Annotated in this window: 12 protein-coding genes; 9 read left to right on the top strand and 3 right to left on the bottom strand. The window is 73.5% G+C overall.

Going from position 1 to position 18158, the window contains the following annotated elements; translation table 11 throughout:
* Nucleotides 1-34: 34 nt before the first annotated feature.
* Entirely contained in the window at nt 35-1213 is a 1179-nt protein-coding gene (locus ICC28_RS24065) for a cytochrome P450 family protein (RefSeq protein WP_188290761.1), read from the top strand.
* A gap of 16 nt (nt 1214-1229) precedes the next feature.
* Here the strand turns inward: ICC28_RS24065 and ICC28_RS24060 are convergent, their stop codons facing one another.
* A complete protein-coding gene (locus ICC28_RS24060; protein WP_188290760.1) occupies nt 1230-2252 on the bottom strand; it encodes a Gfo/Idh/MocA family oxidoreductase in 1023 nt (340 codons plus the stop codon).
* 128 nt (nt 2253-2380) lie between these two features.
* On the opposite strand from ICC28_RS24060, the gene ICC28_RS24055 reads away from it, so the two are divergent.
* The 8 genes from ICC28_RS24055 (at nt 2381) to ICC28_RS24020 (ending at nt 13650) form a co-directional block, all read left to right on the top strand.
* Entirely contained in the window at nt 2381-3118 is a 738-nt protein-coding gene (locus ICC28_RS24055; protein ID WP_188290824.1) for a GntR family transcriptional regulator, read from the top strand.
* Between the two features lie 159 nt (nt 3119-3277).
* On the top strand, nt 3278-4282 hold the full coding sequence (locus ICC28_RS24050; RefSeq protein WP_188290759.1) for a sugar ABC transporter substrate-binding protein: 1005 nt from the start codon (nt 3278-3280) through the stop codon (nt 4280-4282).
* A complete protein-coding gene (locus ICC28_RS24045; protein ID WP_188290758.1) occupies nt 4279-5310 on the top strand; it encodes an ABC transporter permease in 1032 nt (343 codons plus the stop codon). The genes ICC28_RS24050 and ICC28_RS24045 overlap by 4 nt, the downstream gene beginning before the upstream one ends.
* Complete coding sequence (locus tag ICC28_RS24040) at nt 5307-6077, top strand: ATP-binding cassette domain-containing protein (RefSeq protein WP_282701320.1); 771 nt, start codon at nt 5307-5309, stop codon at nt 6075-6077. The genes ICC28_RS24045 and ICC28_RS24040 overlap by 4 nt, the downstream gene beginning before the upstream one ends.
* Nucleotides 6078-6260: 183 nt before the next feature.
* Nucleotides 6261-7409: an ROK family glucokinase gene (locus tag ICC28_RS24035; protein WP_188290757.1), complete on the top strand. Its 1149-nt coding sequence runs from the start codon at nt 6261-6263 to the stop codon at nt 7407-7409.
* The gene (locus tag ICC28_RS24030) at nt 7406-7999 is read left to right on the top strand and encodes a sugar kinase (RefSeq protein ID WP_188290756.1); all 594 of its coding nucleotides are present in this window, start codon (nt 7406-7408) and stop codon (nt 7997-7999) included. The genes ICC28_RS24035 and ICC28_RS24030 overlap by 4 nt, the downstream gene beginning before the upstream one ends.
* Nucleotides 8000-8323: 324 nt before the next feature.
* Nucleotides 8324-11146 carry a DEAD/DEAH box helicase gene (locus tag ICC28_RS24025; protein ID WP_188290755.1) on the top strand — a complete coding sequence of 941 codons (2823 nt, stop codon included), beginning with the start codon at nt 8324-8326 and terminating at the stop codon, nt 11144-11146.
* 605 nt (nt 11147-11751) lie between these two features.
* A complete protein-coding gene (locus ICC28_RS24020) occupies nt 11752-13650 on the top strand; it encodes an SWIM zinc finger family protein (protein WP_223189355.1) in 1899 nt (632 codons plus the stop codon).
* A gap of 68 nt (nt 13651-13718) precedes the next feature.
* Here ICC28_RS24020 and ICC28_RS24015 read toward each other — a convergent pair whose 3' ends face one another.
* Both ICC28_RS24015 and ICC28_RS24010 read right to left on the bottom strand, forming a co-directional pair.
* Entirely contained in the window at nt 13719-14771 is a 1053-nt protein-coding gene (locus ICC28_RS24015; RefSeq protein ID WP_411158622.1) for a Gfo/Idh/MocA family protein, read from the bottom strand.
* 125 nt (nt 14772-14896) lie between these two features.
* Nucleotides 14897-18157, bottom strand: coding sequence for a glycoside hydrolase family 3 N-terminal domain-containing protein (locus tag ICC28_RS24010; RefSeq protein ID WP_188290753.1), 3261 nt, complete (start codon nt 18155-18157; stop codon nt 14897-14899).
* Nucleotide 18158: the final 1 nt, after the last annotated feature.

Genomic DNA, 18158 nt, shown 5'->3' with positions numbered 1-18158 from the left:
AGGGTGCCGGGGGAGCCGTGCGAGGGGGAGGGCCATGGGTGACGTGATCGATCTGGGCGAGTTCGGCAAGGAGTTCCGCGACGACCCGCACCCGGTGTACGCACGGTTACGGGCCCTCGGTCCGGTCCACCGGATCCGGCCGCCCGGTTGGGAGGACGAGACCTGGCTGGTCGTCGGCCACGAGGAGGCGCGTGCGGCGCTGGCCGACCAGCGGCTGTCCAAGGACGGCGCCAAGGTCGGCCTGGCCACGCTCCCCGAAGAACTGCTCGGGAAGAACCTGCTGGAAAGCGACCCGCCCCAGCACACCCGGCTGCGCGGGCTGATCACCCGCGCCTTCACCGCGCGCCGGATGGAGGCGCTGCGGCCGAGGATCCAGCAGATCACCGACGACCTGCTCGACGCGATGCTGCCGCAGGGCCGTGCCGACCTGGTGCAGTCCTTCGCCTACCCGCTGCCGCTCACCGTCATCTGCGAACTGCTCGGCGTGCCCGAGATGGACCGCGCGGAGTTCCGCAGGATGTCCAACGAGTCGGTGGCCCCCAGCAGCCCGGGCAGCGAGCACGACGCCTTCGTCGGCCTCGCCGCCTACTTCAGGGAACTGATCGAGGACAAGCGGGCCGCCGGTCCGAGCGACGACCTGCTCAGCGACCTGATCCGCACCACCGCCGAGGACGGCGACCGGCTCTCCCCGGACGAGCTGCGGGGCATGGCCTTCATCCTGCTGATCGCCGGCCACGAGACCACGGTCAACCTCATCACCAACGGCGTCCACGCCCTGCTCACCCACCCCGACCAACTCGCCGCGCTACGGGCCGACATGACTCTCCTGGACGGCGCGGTGGAGGAGATGCTGCGCTACGAGGGCCCGGTGGAGAACGCCACGTTCCGGTATGCCGCCGAGCCCCTGGAGATCGGCGGAGTCCAGGTGGCCGCGGGCGACACGGTGATGATCGGCCTCACCGCGGCGGACCGGGACGGGGAGCGCTATCCCGCCCCGGACCGCTTCGACATCCGGCGCGACACCCGCGGCCACGTCGCCTTCGGCCACGGCATCCACTTCTGCCTCGGCGCCCCGCTGGCCCGCCTCGAAGCGCGCACGGCGGTCCGTTCGCTCCTGGAGCGCGCCCCCGGCCTGGCCCTCGACGGCCCGCCCGGCGAATGGCTCCCGGGCATGCTGATACGGGGGATGCGGAGCCTGCCGGTGCGCTGGTAGGCCGGCCCGGGTGCGCTCACGCGGCGGTGGAAACCGGCCCGCCCGGGAGCTCCGCCAGCCGCACCGGTCTGTGCTCGCGCCGGGACACCTCGCAGGCCTCCGCGACCCGCAGGGCCTGGAGGGCCTCGCGTCCGTCGCAGGGGTTGGCCCGCTCGCCCCGGACCACGTCCACGAACGCCACCAGCTCCGCCTCGTAGGCGGGCCCGAAGCGCTCCAGGAAGCCGGGCCACGGCTTGTCCGCGGCCGGCGGCCCGGTCGGCTCGGTCGAGGTGACGGGCGTACGGTCGTCCAGGCCGACGACGATCGTGTCCCGTTCCCCGGCCAGCTCCATGCGCACGTCGTAGCCGGCGCCGTTGAGTCGGGTCGCCGTCGCGGTGGCGAGCGTGCCGTCGTCCAGCGTGAGGAGCGCCGCCGCGGTGTCCACGTCCCCCGCCTCGCGGAACATCGCGGGCCCCGCGTCCGACCCGGCCGCGTACACATCGACCACCTCGCGCCCGGTCACCCAGCGCAGCACGTCGAAGTCGTGGATCAGCGTGTCCCGGTACAGCCCGCCGGACTGCGGCAGATACGCGGCCGGTGGCGGCGCCTGGTCGCTGGTCAGCGCCCGGACCGTGTGCAGCCGCCCGAGCCGTCCGGACCGCAGGGCCTCGCGGGCACCCGCGTAGCCCGCGTCGAAGCGGCGCTGGAAGCCCATCTGGAGGATCGTTCCGGCCGTCTCGACCTCGGAGATCGCCTGGAGGGTGCCGGGCAGGTCGAGCGCGATGGGCTTCTCGCAGAACACCGGGAGGCCCGAGCGTGCTGCCCGACCGATCAGTTCGGCGTGCGCCGACGTCGCCGTCGTGATCACCACGGCGTCCACGCCCCACTTGAAGATCTCGTCCACTCCGGGCGCCGCCGTCTCGCCGAGCCGCAGGGCCAGCTCCTGGGCGCGCGCTGGATCGGCGTCGGTGAGGATCAGCGAACCGACCTCCCGGTGCCGGCTGAGTGTGTTCGCATGGATGGTGCCGATGCGGCCTGTACCGATGACTCCGATGCGCATGGGACCAAAGTGCGGCCGGATCCCGCCCCTGTCAATGCGTATGTCCGGACAACCGAACTACACGACTTCCCGTCAACCGGCCACGGAGCTACGCTCGGCCCGTGCCGAAACCAGAAGTGGACCCGACCGTGTCGCTCGACCTCAGTGTGGACCGGAGCAGCCCGGTGCCGTTGTACTTCCAGCTGTCCCAGCAGTTGGAGGCCGCGATCGAGCACGGAGCGCTCACCCCCGGCAGCCTGCTGGGCAACGAGATCGAACTCGCCGCGCGCCTCGGCCTGTCCCGGCCCACCGTCCGCCAGGCCATCCAGTCCCTCGTCGACAAGGGCCTGCTGGTGCGCCGCCGCGGAGTGGGCACCCAGGTCGTGCACAGCCAGGTCAAGCGCCCGCTGGAGCTCAGCAGCCTCTACGACGACCTGGAGGCCGCCGGCCAGCGCCCCGCGACCACGGTGCTGGTCAACACGGTCGTCCCGGCCTCCGCCGAGGTCGCGGCCGCGCTCGGCGTCACCGAGGGCAGCGATGTGCACCAGGTGGAGCGGCTGCGCCTGGCCCACGGCGAGCCGATGGCGTACCTGTGCAACTACCTGCCGACCGCCCTGCTCGACCTGGACACCGCGCAACTGGAGGCCACCGGCCTGTACCGGCTGATGCGCGCCGCCGGGATCACCCTGCACAGTGCCCGCCAGTCCATCGGGGCCCGCGCCGCCACCGCCGCCGAGGCCGAGCGGCTCGCCGAGCAGGAGGGCGCCCCGCTGCTCACCATGCAGCGCACCACCTTCGACGACACCGGCCGTGCGGTCGAGTTCGGCGACCACATCTACCGGCCGAGCCGTTACTCCTTCGAGTTCCAGCTGCTCGTGCGCCCCTGAGCGACGCCCCGACCTCCTCGTAATGTCCGGACAATGCGACCGACTCGCGGTCCCCGGTCGTCCGGCGGATGATCCCTGTGTTTGATACTGGGGCGTTTGGGGCTGGTGAGTCACCAGCCCCGTGAGCACCTCAGAACACAGCAAGAAGGGCACCGCCTCGTGGCACGCTTGAGGACCTGGGCAGGAATCGCGCTGGCGGGGGCACTGTGCGTGTCCGTCGCCGGATGCAGTAGCACCGGCGGCAAACGCGCCGAGGACGCCCGCAAGGCCGCGGCGGCCCAGGGGAAGGCGGCGGTCAACACCCCCCGCTGGACCTTCGCGATGATCACCCACTCGGGTGACGGCGACACCTTCTGGGACATCGTCCAGAGCGGCGCGAAGCAGGCCGCCGTCAAGGACAACATCAACTTCCTGTACTCGCACGACGACGAGGCCCAGCAGCAGGCGCAACTCGTCGACGCCGCCGTGGACAAGAAGGTCGACGGCATCATCGTCACCCTCGCCAAGCCCGACGCCATGAAGGCCGCCGTGGCCCGCGCCCGCAAGGCCGGCATCCCGGTGATCACCGTGAACTCCGGCTCCGAGGAGTCCAAGGAGTTCGGCGCCCTCACCCACATCGGCCAGGACGAGACCATCGCCGGCCAGGCGGTCGGCGAGGAGCTGAACAAGCGCGGGAAGAAGAAGGCGGTCTGCGTCCTGCACGAGCAGGGCAACGTCGGCCACGAGCAGCGCTGCGCGGGCGTCAAGGAGACCTTCGACGGGACCGTGCAGAACCTGTACGTCAACGGCACGAGCATGCCGGACGTGCAGTCCGCGATCAGCGCCAAGCTCCAGGCCGACGCGTCCGTCGACGCCGTCGTCACCCTGGGCGCCCCCTACGCCGACACCGCGGTGAAGGCCCGGCAGGACGCGAACAGCAAGGCCGAGATCGACACCTTCGACCTCAACGCCAAGGTGGCCGCCTCGCTCAAGGACGGCACCCTCGGCTTCGCCGTCGACCAGCAGCCCTACCTCCAGGGCTACGAGGCCGTCGACCTGCTGTGGCTGTACAAGTACAACAACGACGTCCTCGGCGGCGGCAAGCCCGTGCTCACCGGCCCGCAGATCATCACCAAGGACCAGGCCGCCGCGCTGCAGGAGTACACCGAGCGGGGCACCCGATGAGCGCGACCACCGTGGACGAGCGGCTGCTGGAGACCTCGCCGCTGCGCAAACTGCTCGGCCGCCCCGAACTGGGCTCGGTCGTCGGCGCGATCGCCGTCTTCGTCTTCTTCGCGTTCGTCGCCGACGGCTTCCTGCGCGCCTCCAGCCTCAGCACGGTCCTCTACGCCTCCTCGACGATCGGCATCATGGCCGTCCCCGTCGCGCTGCTGATGATCGGCGGCGAGTTCGACCTGTCGGCCGGCGTCCTGGTGACCTCCTCGGCCCTGGTGTCGTCGATGTTCAGCTACCAGCTCACGGCGAACGTATGGGTCGGAGTGGGCGTGTCCCTGCTGGTCACCCTGGCCATCGGCGCCTTCAACGGCATCATGCTCACCCGCACCAAACTGCCCAGCTTCATCATCACGCTCGGCACCTTCCTGATGCTGACCGGCATGAACCTCGGCTTCACCAAGCTGATCGACGGCACCGTCTCCACGAAGTCCATCTCCGACATGGAGGGCTTCCCCAGCGCCCACGACGTCTTCGCCTCCACCCTGACCGTCGGCGACGTCGACTTCAAGGTCACCATCCTGTGGTGGCTGGGCCTGGTCGCCCTCGCCTCCTGGATCCTGCTGCGCACCCGCGCCGGCAACTGGATCTTCGCGGTCGGCGGCAACCAGGAAGCGGCCCGCGCCGTCGGCGTCCCCGTCACCAAGACCAAGATCGGCCTCTACATGGGCGTCGGCCTCGGCGCCTGGATCTCCGGCCAGCACCTGCTCTTCTCCTTCGACGTCGTCCAGTCCGGCGAGGGCGTCGGCAACGAGCTGATCTACATCATCGCGGCCGTCATCGGCGGCTGTCTGATCACCGGCGGCTACGGCAGCGCGGTCGGCTCGGCGGTCGGCGCGTTCATCTTCGGCATGACCAGCAAGGGCATCGTCTTCGCCGAGTGGAACCCCGACTGGTTCAAGTTCTTCCTCGGAGCGATGCTGCTCCTCGCGACCCTGCTCAACGCCTGGGTCCGCAAGCGCGCGGAGGCCACCAAGTGACACTCGTCGAACTGACCGACGTCAGCAAGCGCTACGGCAACATCCGCGCCCTGGAAGGCGTCTCCCTCAAGGTCGACGCGGGCGCCATCACCTGCGTACTGGGCGACAACGGAGCCGGCAAGTCCACCCTCATCAAGATCATCGCCGGGCTGCACCAGCACGACGGAGGCGTCCTGCGCCTCGACGGCGAGGAGACGAGGCTGTCCTCCCCGCGCGAGGCCCTGGACCGCGGCATCGCCACCGTCTACCAGGACCTGGCCGTCGTACCGCTCATGCCGGTGTGGCGGAACTTCTTCCTCGGCTCCGAACCGCGCAAGGGCGTGGGCCCCTTCAAGCGCATGGACGTCGACTTCATGCGCCGCACGACCCACGCCGAGCTCCTGCGCATGGGCATCGACCTGCGCGACGTCGACCAGCCCATCGGCACCCTCTCGGGCGGCGAGCGCCAGTGCGTGGCGATCGCCCGCGCGGTCTACTTCGGCGCCAAGGTCCTCGTCCTGGACGAGCCCACGGCGGCCCTCGGCGTGAAGCAGTCGGGCGTGGTCCTGAAGTACGTGGCGGCGGCCCGGGACGAGGGCCTGGGCGTTGTCTTCATCACACACAACCCGCATCACGCGTACCTGGTCGGCGACCACTTCGTCCTGCTGAAGCGCGGCGCGATGGTCGGCAACCACACCCGCGACGAGATCACCCTCGACGAGCTGACCAGGCAGATGGCGGGCGGAAACGAGCTGGACGACCTGCGCCACGAGCTGCAGCGCCGCTAGGGCCTGTCCGGCGGATGGGCGTGCCAGGCCCCGCGTCTGCGGCATGATCCGCCGGACAGGCCCCAGGGGCGCGGGGAACTGCGCGACAAGCCACAAACGACTTGTAGACCGCGTACGGCATCAACCACCCCCATTGCTTCCCCGTACGGCACCGAGCCCGACGGTGAGGCAGAATCGGGCCTGATGAGCACCTACCGCGACTTCAGCGCCCCGATCGGCTCCCGGCGCGCCACCGTGCTCCGCACGGTGGGCACCCGGGAGCGCCGCTCCCATCTGACGGCACCCCGCGTGCCCACCGTGGGGATCGACATCGGCGGCACAAAAGTCATGGCGGGCGTCGTCGACGCCGACGGCAACATCCTGGAGAAGGTCCGCACCGAGACCCCGGACAAGTCCAAGAGCCCCAAGGTCGTCGAGGACACCATCGTCGAGCTGGTGCTGGACCTCTCCGACCGGCACGACGTGCACGCCGTCGGGATCGGCGCGGCCGGCTGGGTCGACGCCGACCGCAACCGCGTCCTGTTCGCCCCCCACCTGTCGTGGCGCAACGAGCCGCTGCGCGACCGCATCGCGGGCCGCCTCGCCGTGCCCGTCCTGGTCGACAACGACGCCAACACCGCCGCGTGGGCGGAGTGGCGCTTCGGCGCCGGCCGCGGCGAGGACCACCTCGTCATGATCACCCTGGGCACCGGCATCGGCGGCGCGATCCTGGAGGACGGGCAGGTCAAGCGCGGCAAGTACGGCGTCGCCGGCGAGTTCGGGCACATGCAGGTCGTCCCCGGCGGCCACCGCTGCCCGTGCGGCAACCGCGGCTGCTGGGAGCAGTACAGCTCCGGCAACGCCCTCGTGCGCGAGGCCCGCGAACTGGCGGCGGCGGACTCCCCGGTGGCGTACGGCATCATCGAGCACGTCAAGGGCAGCATCTCCGACATCACCGGCCCGATGATCACCGAGCTGGCCCGCGAGGGCGACGCCATGTGCATCGAGCTGCTCCAGGACATCGGCCAGTGGCTGGGCGTCGGCATCGCCAACCTGGCGGCCGCCCTCGACCCGTCCTGCTTCGTCATCGGCGGCGGCGTCTCGGCCGCCGACGACCTGCTGATCGGCCCCGCGCGGGACGCCTTCAGGCGCCATCTCACCGGCCGCGGCTACCGCCCCGAGGCCCGCATCGCGCGTGCCCAGCTCGGCCCCGAGGCCGGCATGGTCGGCGCCGCCGACCTCGCCCGCCTGGTCGCCCGGCGCTTCCGGCGCGCCAACCGGCGCCGGGTGGAGCGCTACGAACGCTACGAGCGGTTCGCACAGGCCCGCCGCGCGCCCCAGGGGCCCGCGTGACCCCTGATCTGCCCCGCCAGGCCGAGCCGCCGGACGAGCCGTCCCGGCGCACCGAGGACCGGCGGCACGTGATCCGCCGCCGGTCGCTCACCCTGCTCATCATCGTCCTGCTGATCGGCGTGCCGGCCGGCTACCTGGTGATCTCCGCCAACCAGAGCCGCAACAGCGGCAAGGACAAGGAGGCGAAGTACTCGGCGACCGGCCTCACCGAGGGCTGGCCGTCCAAGCTCCAGCGTCGCCTGTACCAGGTGCCGGTCCCGCACCCGGCGAACCAGGTCGCGTACTACGAGACGAACAACTGGAAGACCAGCCGTCTCTACGTCCAGTTCCAGACCACGCACGAAGGCCTGGACACCTTCCTGGCCGACATCGGCATGAGCCGGGACGACCTGAAGGAGGGCGACATCACCATCGGCGCCCGCGACCGGGCGGTCACCGGCTGGAAGTTCTCCGGCGAGGGCTCACGACCGGGCGCCTACTACGGCCTGGTCCACAAGCAGGAGAACCCGGCGCCGACGCTGGACGTGGTCGTGAACACCGGGAACCCGACGTATCCGATGGTGTACGTGGTCTCGCGCACGGTTCCCTGATCCGGGACGGTCCGCTGGACCTCCCTGAGCGGGAGGGCTCCCCGGGGATTGCCTGAACCGGACGGCTCGCCGGGGGCGCTTGCACCGGACGCCCCGCCGGGAGTTTCCCGAGCCCGACGCCCCGCCGGGAGTTTCCCGGGCCCGACGCCCCGCCGGGAGTTTCCCGAGCCCGACGCCCCGCCGGGAGTCTCCCGAGCCCGACGCCCCGCCGCGAATCCCCGGGCCCGACGGCCCGCTGGGAGCGGCCCCGGGGCCGATTGTCAGACCCCGCCCGTAGAGTCGAAGACGTCTGATCCGACTCACGGCCGGGAGGTGACACAGCGTATGAGCGACATGGCCACGGTGGCCGCGGCCACGGCGGAGACCGTCCCCGTGCGGCTCGCCGCCGTCTTCCTGCCCGCGCCCCTGCCGCGCGAGGGCCGGATCGCCTTCTGGGACCCCGAGGACGGCCCGCTGCCCGCCCGGCACACCGACCTCACCGTCGTACGGCGGCACGGCTCCGGAGTACGCCGCCGCACCACCCCGGCCGTCACGCTCCCGCTCGGTGAGGCCCTGCCGCTGCTCGTGCGCGCCCGGCGCGACCCGGCCGCCCACCCCGCCACCGCCTGCTGGGGCGCCGCCGCCCTGCACGCGCTGCGGCTGGTCGCGCGCGGGAGGCTGCTGCCCGGCCTGACCGCCACCGGCCACGACGCCTGGCGGGCGGGCCCCCTGGACCCCGACGACATCGCCCACCTGCGGGCGATCGCTGCCGCCCTGCCCTCCGAGGGCCACGCGGTGCCGCTCCCGGGTTCCGGCCCGCTCCGGCTGCCCGAACCGGAAGCGCTGATGCGCTCCTTCCTGGACGCGGTCGCGGACACCCTGCCCCGCACCCCGGCCGCGCCGTACGCCTCCGGGAAGCCCTTCGCCGACCGGCGGCCGCAGCGCCTTCCCGAAGCCCACGACTGGGCGGCCGAGGTCGCCGCCGGCATGGATGCGGGCGTCAGGATCTCCCTCCGCCTGGACCTGTCCGCGTACGAACTCTTCGACGGCGAGGGCGGCGTCCGTACCGCCGGGGCCGCGATCGTGCAGGTGCACAGCCTCGCCGACCCCACCCTCGTGGTCGACGCGGCGGCGCTGTGGGCGGGCGAGGCGGACTCCGCCTTCGGCCCCCGCGCACGCGTGGACGCCGCCCTCGCGGTGCGCCGCGCCGCCCGCGTCTGGCCGCCCCTGGACCGGCTCTCCGAGCAGGACGTGCCCGACGTACTGGCCCTGTCCGACGAGGAGTTGGGCGATCTGCTCGGGGTGGCGGCGTCCCGGCTCGCGGCGGCGGGGGTCGCCGTGCACTGGCCCCGGGACCTGGCCCAGGACCTGACCGCGACCGCGGTGGTACGGCCCGCGCCGGGCTCGGCGACCGACGGCACCGGGTTCTTCGAGAGCGAGGAACTGCTCCAGTTCCGCTGGCAGTTGGCCCTCGGCGGCGATCCGCTCAGCGAGGCCGAGATGGACGCCCTTGCCGAGGCGCACCGCCCGGTCGTGCGCCTCCGCGACCACTGGGTGCTGGTCGACCCGGCCCTGGTCCGCAAGGCCCGCAAGCGCGAACTGGGCCTGCTCGACCCGGTCGACGCCCTGTCCGTCGCCCTCACCGGCACGGCGGACGTCGACGGAGAGGCAGTCGAGGCCGTTCCGGTCGGCGCGCTCGCCGCGCTGCGCGACCGCCTGACGGCCGGGATCCGCCCCGCCGAACCGCCGCCCGGCCTGGCCGCCACCCTGCGCGACTACCAACTGCGGGGCCTGGCCTGGCTGGACCTGATGACCTCCCTCGGACTCGGCGGCTGCCTTGCCGACGACATGGGCCTCGGCAAGACGATCACGCTCATCGCCCTGCACCTGAAGCGGGCCCGCACCGAACCGACCCTGGTGGTCTGCCCCGCCTCACTGCTGGGCAACTGGCAGCGCGAGATCACCCGCTTCGCCCCCGGCGTCCCCGTCCGCCGCTTCCACGGCCCCGACCGCACCCTGGACGACCTGGCCGGCGGCTTCGTCCTCACCACCTACGGCACCATGCGCACGGCCGCGCCGACGCTGGCCGGACAGCCCTGGGGCATGGTCGTCGCCGACGAGGCGCAGCACGTGAAGAACCCCTACTCGGCGACCGCGAAGGCGCTGCGCACGATTCCGACGCCCGCGCGCGTGGCCCTGACCGGCACCCCGGTCGAGAACAATCTCTCCGAGCTGTGGGCGCTGCTGGACTGGACGACCCCCGGCCTGCTCGGGCCCCTGAAGTCCTTCCGCGCCCGCCACGCGCGCGCGGTGGAGAACGGCGAGGACGAGGAGGCGGTCGAACGGCTGGCCCGGCTGGTGCGCCCCTTCCTGCTGCGCCGCAAGAAGTCCGACCCCGGCATCGTGCCCGAGCTGCCGCCCAAGACGGAGACGGACCACCCGGTGCCGCTCACCCGGGAACAGGCCGCCCTGTACGAGGCGGTGGTCCGCGAGTCGCTGCTGGCCATCGAGACGGCGGAGGGCATCGCACGCCGGGGCCTGGTGCTCAAGCTGCTGGGCGCGCTGAAGCAGATCTGCGACCACCCCGCGCTGTACCTGAAGGAGGAGGTCCCGCTCCATGCCGCGGACCGCCTGATGGCCCGCTCGGGCAAACTGGCCCTGCTGGACGAGCTGTTGGACACCCTGCTGGCCGAGGACGGCTCCGCGCTCGTCTTCACGCAGTACGTCGGGATGGCCCGGCTGATCACCGCCCACCTCGCCGCCCGTGCGGTCCCGGTGGACCTCCTGCACGGCGGCACACCGGTACCCGAGCGCGAACGCATGGTGGACCGCTTCCAGAGCGGCGCGACGCCGGTGCTGGTGCTCTCCCTGAAGGCGGCGGGCACCGGCCTCAACCTCACCCGCGCGGGCCATGTCGTCCACTTCGACCGCTGGTGGAACCCGGCCGTGGAGGAACAGGCCACCGACCGCGCCTACCGGATCGGCCAGACCCAGCCCGTCCAGGTCCACCGCCTGATCACGGAGGGCACCGTCGAGGACCGCATCGCCGAGATGCTGCAGGCCAAGCGCGCCCTGGCCGACGCGATCCTCGGCTCCGGCGAGTCCGCCCTCACAGAACTCACCGACCGCGAACTGACCGACCTGGTTCGCCTCCGGAGGACGACATGACCCCCCGCCCGTCGGACGAGGCCCGCCGCGCCCTACGGGCCGCACGGGAACGCGACCGGCAGGGGAAGCGGACCGACGGGACGGACCCGGCGGGACCGCGCGAGAAGACCTCGGCCCCCGAGGAGACCCCCACCCCGGCCACCCCGACGCCAACCGAGCTCCACCCCCGCCCGGCGGACGCGGCCCGCGCCGCCCTCCGCCGCGCCACAAGGGGAGACGCGGCCGACGCCGGTGGAAGGGAGGCCATGTCGGGCGGTTCGGATGGGGCCAGTGCCGTCATGCCGGGTGGCGTCGGCGCGGCGGACGCCTCCACGCCGGGCGCCGGCGGCGAGCCGGGTGCGTCCACGCCGGGTGCTGCCGGGGCTGGCACGTCCGCCGTCGGCGGTGCGGTTGAAGCGGGTGGGTCTGCTCCCGGTGGTCCTGGTTGGGTGGATGAGTCCGCGTCGGGTGGTCCCGGCGGGGCGGGTGTGTTCATGCCGGGTGGCGTCGGCGCGGCGGACACCTCCACGCCGGGCGCCGGTGGCGAGCCGGGTGCGTCCACGCCGGGTGCTGCCGGGGCTGGCACGTCCGCCGTCGGCGGTGCTGCCGAAGGGGGTGGGCCCGCTCTGAGGGGGCCCGGTGAGGCGGGTGGGTTCACGCCGGGCGGTGTTGGCGGGCCGGGTGCGTCCACGCAGGTTGCTGCGGAAGCAGGCGGGCCCGCCCCGGGTGCTGCCGAGTCAGGTACGTCCACTCCGAGTGGTGCTGCCGGGGCGGGCACGTCCATCCCCGGCGGGGACTTCATCGCGGGTGGGCCCACCCCCAGCGGTGCCGCCCGCGCGAGTGGGCCCGCCCCGGGCGGTGCCGCTCCCGTAAGTGGGGCCGGGGCGAGGGGGGCCGTCGGTTCGGCGGGTGCGCGGCCCGGGGATGTCGCTCGTGAGGCGTTGCGTGCTGCGCGGCGTGACCGGGAGCGGGGGCGGTCCGAGCGGGATGCGGCGGCCAAGGGGGCCGCGTCGGCCCGCGCAACGCGTCGCCCCGTGCCTCCGGTGCCGCCGGTGCGGAACGAGTCGTCCGTCGCTCGGGCGCGTGAGCTGCGGGAGTTGCTCGCGGGGGCGTTCCGGATGCCCACCGGGGCGGACGGGCCGGAGGAAGAGACCTCCCCGGGCCGGTCGGAGACCGCCCGCACCGAAGCCCACGGGGACACCGCGGCCGACCATGCCGCCCCCGCCCCGGCGCCCCCTCACCTCCCCCGCTCGATGGCCGCCCCCGACCGCGACGGCGACCTGCGCCGCACCTTCCCCGCCTTTCCCGCGCGGAGCACCGAAGGTGCCGCAGGCGCCGCCTTCGCGGAGACGTGGTGGGGCAACGCGTGGGTGTCCGCCCTGGAGGAAGGGGCGCTCGACGCCAAGCGACTGGTGCGCGGGCGGGCGTATGCGGAGCAGGGGAATGTGGACGCCATCACCGTGACGCCGGGGCTCGTCCTCGCGTATGTACGGGGCAGCCGGCCCCGGCCGTACCGCGTCCAGGTGCGGCTGCGCACCCTGGACGACGCCGACTGGGAGCGATTCCTGGACGCCGCCGCCGAACGGCCGGGCCACATCGCGGCCCTGCTCGACAAGGAGATGCCCCAGTCCCTCGCCGCGTGCGGGGTGCCGCTGCTGCCCGGCCCACGCGATCTGGACCCCCGGTGCAGCTGCCCCGACTCCGGCCACCCCTGCAAGCACGCCGCCGCCCTCTGCTACCAGACGGCACGCCTGCTCGACGAGGACCCCTTCGTGCTGCTCCTGCTGCGCGGCCGGGGCGAGCGCGAACTGCTCGATGCCCTGTCCCGCCTGAGCGCCGCCCGTACGGCCCGGGCCGCCCAGGAGCGGGAACCGGAACCCCTGCCGGGCGTACGGGCGAGCCACGCCCTCGCACCCCGCGAACTTCCGCCCCTGCCACAGCCGTTGCCCCCGCCCCCGCACCCCGAACAGCCCCCGGTCTACCCGGCGGCCCCGGGCGGCCCCGACCCGTTCGCGCTGGACCAGCTCGCGACCGACGCCGCCGCCCGCGCCCACGCACTGCTCGCCACCGGCCGCGACCCGGTCGGCGAACTGACCCTGTGGCAGGACGCGGTACGGCTCGCCGCGGCCCGCCCCGGTTCCGGACTCACGGCAGGCAGCCGCGCCCTGTATGCCTCGCTCGCCTCCGCCGCCGGCCGCACCCCCGCCGAGCTGGCCCGCGCGGTCGCCGCCTGGCGGCAGGGCGGCCCGGCCGGCCTCGCCGTGCTCGAAGAGCCCTGGGACCCCCCGGCCGGCCGCTTCGACCGTGCCCGCCCGCTCCTCGTCGCCGCCGACCTGCCGGCCTTCCGCCCCTGGCGCAACCACCTCACCCACCCCCGAGGCCACGTCCAGCTCCGCCTGGGCCGCGACGGCCTCTGGTACGCGTACGAGTCGGAGCCGGGCCACGAGGACTGGTGGCCCCGAGGCACCCCGGACCTCGACCCGGTCGGCGCCCTGACCGGACTGGGCGGTCCCGGCGAACCATGACGGCACCCGGCGTCCCCGGTGACGGCGGGTCCGGGCCGCCCGCGGTCACCGACCCGGCGCCACCGGCATCAGCTCGGGAAAGGCTCGTCGCCTCGCCCCAGAGCCCCGCCGACCGTGTCAGGGACGAGACGGCGCTCGCCCGGCGAGGCCTCGCCCGGATAGCGGACCCCGGCTCGCGCGCGGATCGCGTCCAGCGTGGCCATCACGGCCAAGGTGCCGTCCAACGGCACGAGCGGCGACTCGGTCAGCCCGGCCCGCAGGCAGCGCATGACCTCGGCGGCCTCGAAGTGGTACCCGAGCCCCGGGGAGACGGGGCACCGGAACGTCTCGGGGCCGGTGCCGCGGCGGTGCAGGGTGAAGCCGTCGGCGGCGAAGAAGCCGCGGGGGAGATCAATGCGTCCCTGCGTACCGGAGATCGACGCGGCCCCCGCGTTCTCGGCCCCGATCGAGCAGGTGAGCGTGGCGACCGCCCCACTGTCGTACCCCAGTAGCGCACCGGTCGTCTCGTCGACGCCCTCCGGCGTGAGGCCGGCCCACGCCTCGACGTGGTCGGGGGCGCCCAGGATCAGGTGGGCGAGCGCGACCGGGTAGACGCCCACGTCCAGCAGGGCGCCCCCACCCGCTCGTGGGTCGCGCAACCGGTGCCCGGGGTCGGAAGGGGCGACGAACCCCAGGTCGGCCTGTACACACCGCACCTCACCGATCGCGCCCGCGCGGACGAGTGCGGCGATCTTGCGAACGGCCGGCAGGCAGTACGTCCACATGGCCTCCATCAGGAACAGACCGCGGGCCCGGGCGGTCGCCACCAACTGCCCGGCCTCGGCCGCGTTGAGGGTGAAGGGCTTCTCGCACAGGACGTGCTTCCCCGCGTCCAGGCACAGCCGGACGGCCGGGTGATGCGCCGCGTGCGGGGTCGCGACGTACACGACGTCGATGTCCGGGTCCGCGGCGAGCCCGGCCCAACTGCCGTAGGCCCGGGAGACGTCGTGCCGCTCGGCGAACCGCCGCGCCGACGCCTGCGCGCGCGACCCGACCGCGAGCAGTTCCGCGTCGGGCAGCGGCGCCAGCTCCTGAGCGAAGGCGGCGGCCATGGCGCCGGTCGAGAGAATGCCCCATCGCACAGTGCGGTACCTCCGTCGTCGGGGGAACGGTCGGCGGTGGGCCGGGACGCAGCACTCCGGCCGGCCGCCGACCGTGGCCCGGACGGGTGCCTGCGGGTGTACGCGATGTCTGCGGCAGCGTCCGCCTACAGCGGCCGCACGGTCACCGGCACCGTGAGCACCCGGTCCGTCCCGAGCACCCGTTCCGGGCCCTCGATCCGGTACGAACCGCGCAGCGGCAGGTCGGTGCAGGACCGGCCGACCTCCACACCGATCTCTCCGGGCTCCACGACGCGCCGGAGGTCCTTCCCGGTGAAGGAGACCCGGTCGGCGTGGACAGCGAACTCGACGCGGGCCGACCGGGCCGGCTCCAGCCGCACCCTGGCCCATCCGGCGAGGCGGCGGACGGGACGCACCGTGGAGGCGACCGGGTCGGACAGATAGAGCTGCACCACCTCGGTGCCGGCCCGTTCACCGTCGTTGCGCACGGTGACGCCGATCCGCACGGTGCCGTCGGACGGGATCACCTCGGAGTCCAGGTCGAGGCCGGAGTACCCGAAGGTGGTCCAGGTGAGCCCGTGCCCGAACGGATACAGCGGTGTGGGGTCGAGGGCGCTCACCATGGTGGGACCGGCGGTCCTCGCGTGCAGGTAGGTTCCCTCGTGGCCGCCCGCGTGGCGGGGGACGCTGACCGGGAGCCGTCCGGACGGCTCCACCCGGCCGGACAGGATGCCGGCGACGGCACCGGCCCCCTCCTCGCCGGGGAAGAACGCCTGCATGACGGCCGCCGCCCGCTCCGCCAGGCCCCCCAGGGCGTAGGGCCGGCCGGAGATCACCAGCAGGACGGTGGGTGTCCCGGTGTCCAGCACCGCCTTCGCGAGTGCGGCCTGGCGGCCGGGCAGAGCCACGGTTCCGGCGTCGCAGCCCTCGCCGGAGGTGCGCCCGTCGATGCCGAACAGGCCCGCGCGATCGCCGAGCGTCAGGACGCACACGTCCGCGTCGCGCGCCGCGGACACGGCGGCGGCGATGTCCTCGTCACCGTGGACCCCGGCCACGCCGGCCGCCGTCACCTGGATCTTCGCGTCGGGCAGTTCCTCGGCCAGGGCGTCGCCGAGGGTCTGGATCCGCACCCCCGTTTCCAGTCCCGCGCGCGCCGACATCTCGTCGAGGAAGTCGAGGGAGTTGTGATTGGCGAAGGCATAACAGCCGAGCAGGGCCTCCGGCTGCTCCACCAGCGGTCCGACCAGGGCGACGGTGCGGCGCTCGCGCAGGGGGAGGACGCCGTCGTTGGCGAGCAGCACCACGGACTCCTCGGCGAGTCGGCGTGCCAGCGCCCGGTGCTCGGGCGGGTCCAGGTCGCCGGGCTCCGGGGCGGGGAGAGCGTCGAACTCGTCCTTCCAGGTCGCGTCCAGCATGCCCAGTTCGCACTTGAGCGCGAGGACCCGGGACGCCGCCCGGTCCACCAGCTCCTCGGCGACCAGCCCCTCGCGCACCTTCTCGATCAGCGGAGGGCCGTAGCAGTGGATGGTGGGCAGTTCCATGTCGACGCCGGCCTCCAGAGCCAGCGCGGCGGCGTCCCCGCGTCCGGCGGCCACGCCGTGCTCGTGCTTGAGGTTCCAGATGCCGAAGTAGTCGGCCTGGACCACACCGGTGAAGCCCAGCTCGTCGCGGAGCAGGTCGGTGAGCAGACGCCGGTCCGCGGTGGCCGGGACGCCGTCGACGTCGTTCTGGGCGACCATCACGGACCGGGCCCCGCCCAGCCGCACACCGGCCACGAACGGTTCCAGGATCACGTCGGCGAACTCGCGGGGCCCGCAGGTGACGGGAGCCATGTTCCGTCCGGCGGCGGCGGCCGAGTATCCGGCGAAGTGCTTGAGCGTGGCCACGGTCCCGGTGCTCTCCAGCCCGCGGGCGTAGGCGGAGCCGATGATGCCGACGAGATACGGGTCGTCGCCGATCGTCTCCTCGGTGCGGCCGAAGCGGTAGTCCCGGGTGACGTCGAGGACGGGTGCCAGGCCCACCTGGGCGCCGATGGAGCGCAGTACGCCGCCGATCGCGGTGGCCATCTCCTCCACCAGGTCGGGGTCGAACGAGGCGCCCCACGCGAGGGGCGTGGGGAAGACGGTGGCGGTCCAGGAGAGGAGGCCCGTGAGGCACTCCTCGTGCACCAGCGCGGGGATGCGGAACCAGTTCGCCTCGATCACGGTGTTCTGCAGGAGGCGCAGCCGCTCCAGCCCCTGCGCCGGGAGGACGGGCTCGGTGCCGTAGACCCGGGTGAGCTGTCCCAGGCCGACGGACGCCGCCTCACCGAGCTGCGGCGGCAGCGGGTCGGTGGCCCCCTCCGGCACCGCGAGCACCGGCTCCCCGGGGCGCATCGGCGCCACCCAGTACGCGCCGAGCTGCCCGACCTTCTCCTCGACGGTCATCCGGCCCAGCAGATCGGCCACCCGGTCGGCCACGGGCAGTGAGGAATCCCGCCAGCGCTGATCGGCCAGGGGTTGTGCTGCGCGGTCCCGGAGCGGTTCGGGCACGGTTGTTCTCCGTCCTTGCGGCTGAGCGGCTGTGGTGTGGGCCGGCGGAGCACCGGGGACCGTGCGGGCGGAGGCAGGGACGCCGAGGTCGGCCGGGTCCCCGAACGGGCCGGGTCCGGTCCCGCCGTGCGGGGGCCCCGCGGTGTCCGGGCCGAGGTACACGGCGCTCTCCGCGAGCGCGTCGAACACGTCCCCTGCACAGGTCTGGAGTTCGACGATGCGCAGGGCCCCGGGGGCCGCGGCCAGGATCCCCCCGGTCGGCATCTCCCCGCGTCCGAGCGCGGTGTGCGGGGCGCCTTTGGCGATCGGCCCGTCCTTGAGGTGCACGGCCGGCACGCGGTCGCCGAGCCGGGTGAGCAGAGCGGGTACGTCGGCGCCGCCGAGGGCGGCCCAGTAGGTGTCGATCTCGAAGAAGAAGCCGGGAACCAGGAGGTCGGCGAGCGCCTCCAGGGCGTGCCGGCCGTCGATTCGGCACTCGAACTCCCACCAGTAGTTGTGGTAGCCGAGCCGGAGGCCGTGGGCGGCCGCCCTCTCGGCGAGGGAGTTGAGCGTGTCGGCGGTCCGCCGGAGAGCCTCGTGATCGGCGAAGGCGGCCTCGGGGAGCCCCCACGGCACGATCAGCAGGCCGGTGCCCAGGGTGAGTGCCGCCTCGAAGACCGGCTCCGGCTCTCGGTCGAGGAGCCGGTGGGAGTGGGTGCTGCAGACGGTCATGCCCAGGTCGTCCGCGACAGCGCGCAGGCCGGCCGGGTCGTCGGTGGCCTCGAACGGCTCGACGGCGCCGTAGCCGAGTGCGGCCAGCCGCCCGAGGGTGCCGTCGCGGTCGGCGGCCAGCTCGTCGCGGACGGTCCACAGGTTGACCGCGGGGGGCGTCGGCATC

Origin of the sequence: Streptomyces sp. TRM68416 (assembly GCF_014596915.1) — a bacterium.
Lineage (GTDB): Bacteria > Actinomycetota > Actinomycetes > Streptomycetales > Streptomycetaceae > Streptomyces.
The sequence above is the reverse complement of the archived record's forward strand: the minus strand, read 5'-3'. Positions and strand labels throughout refer to the sequence as shown.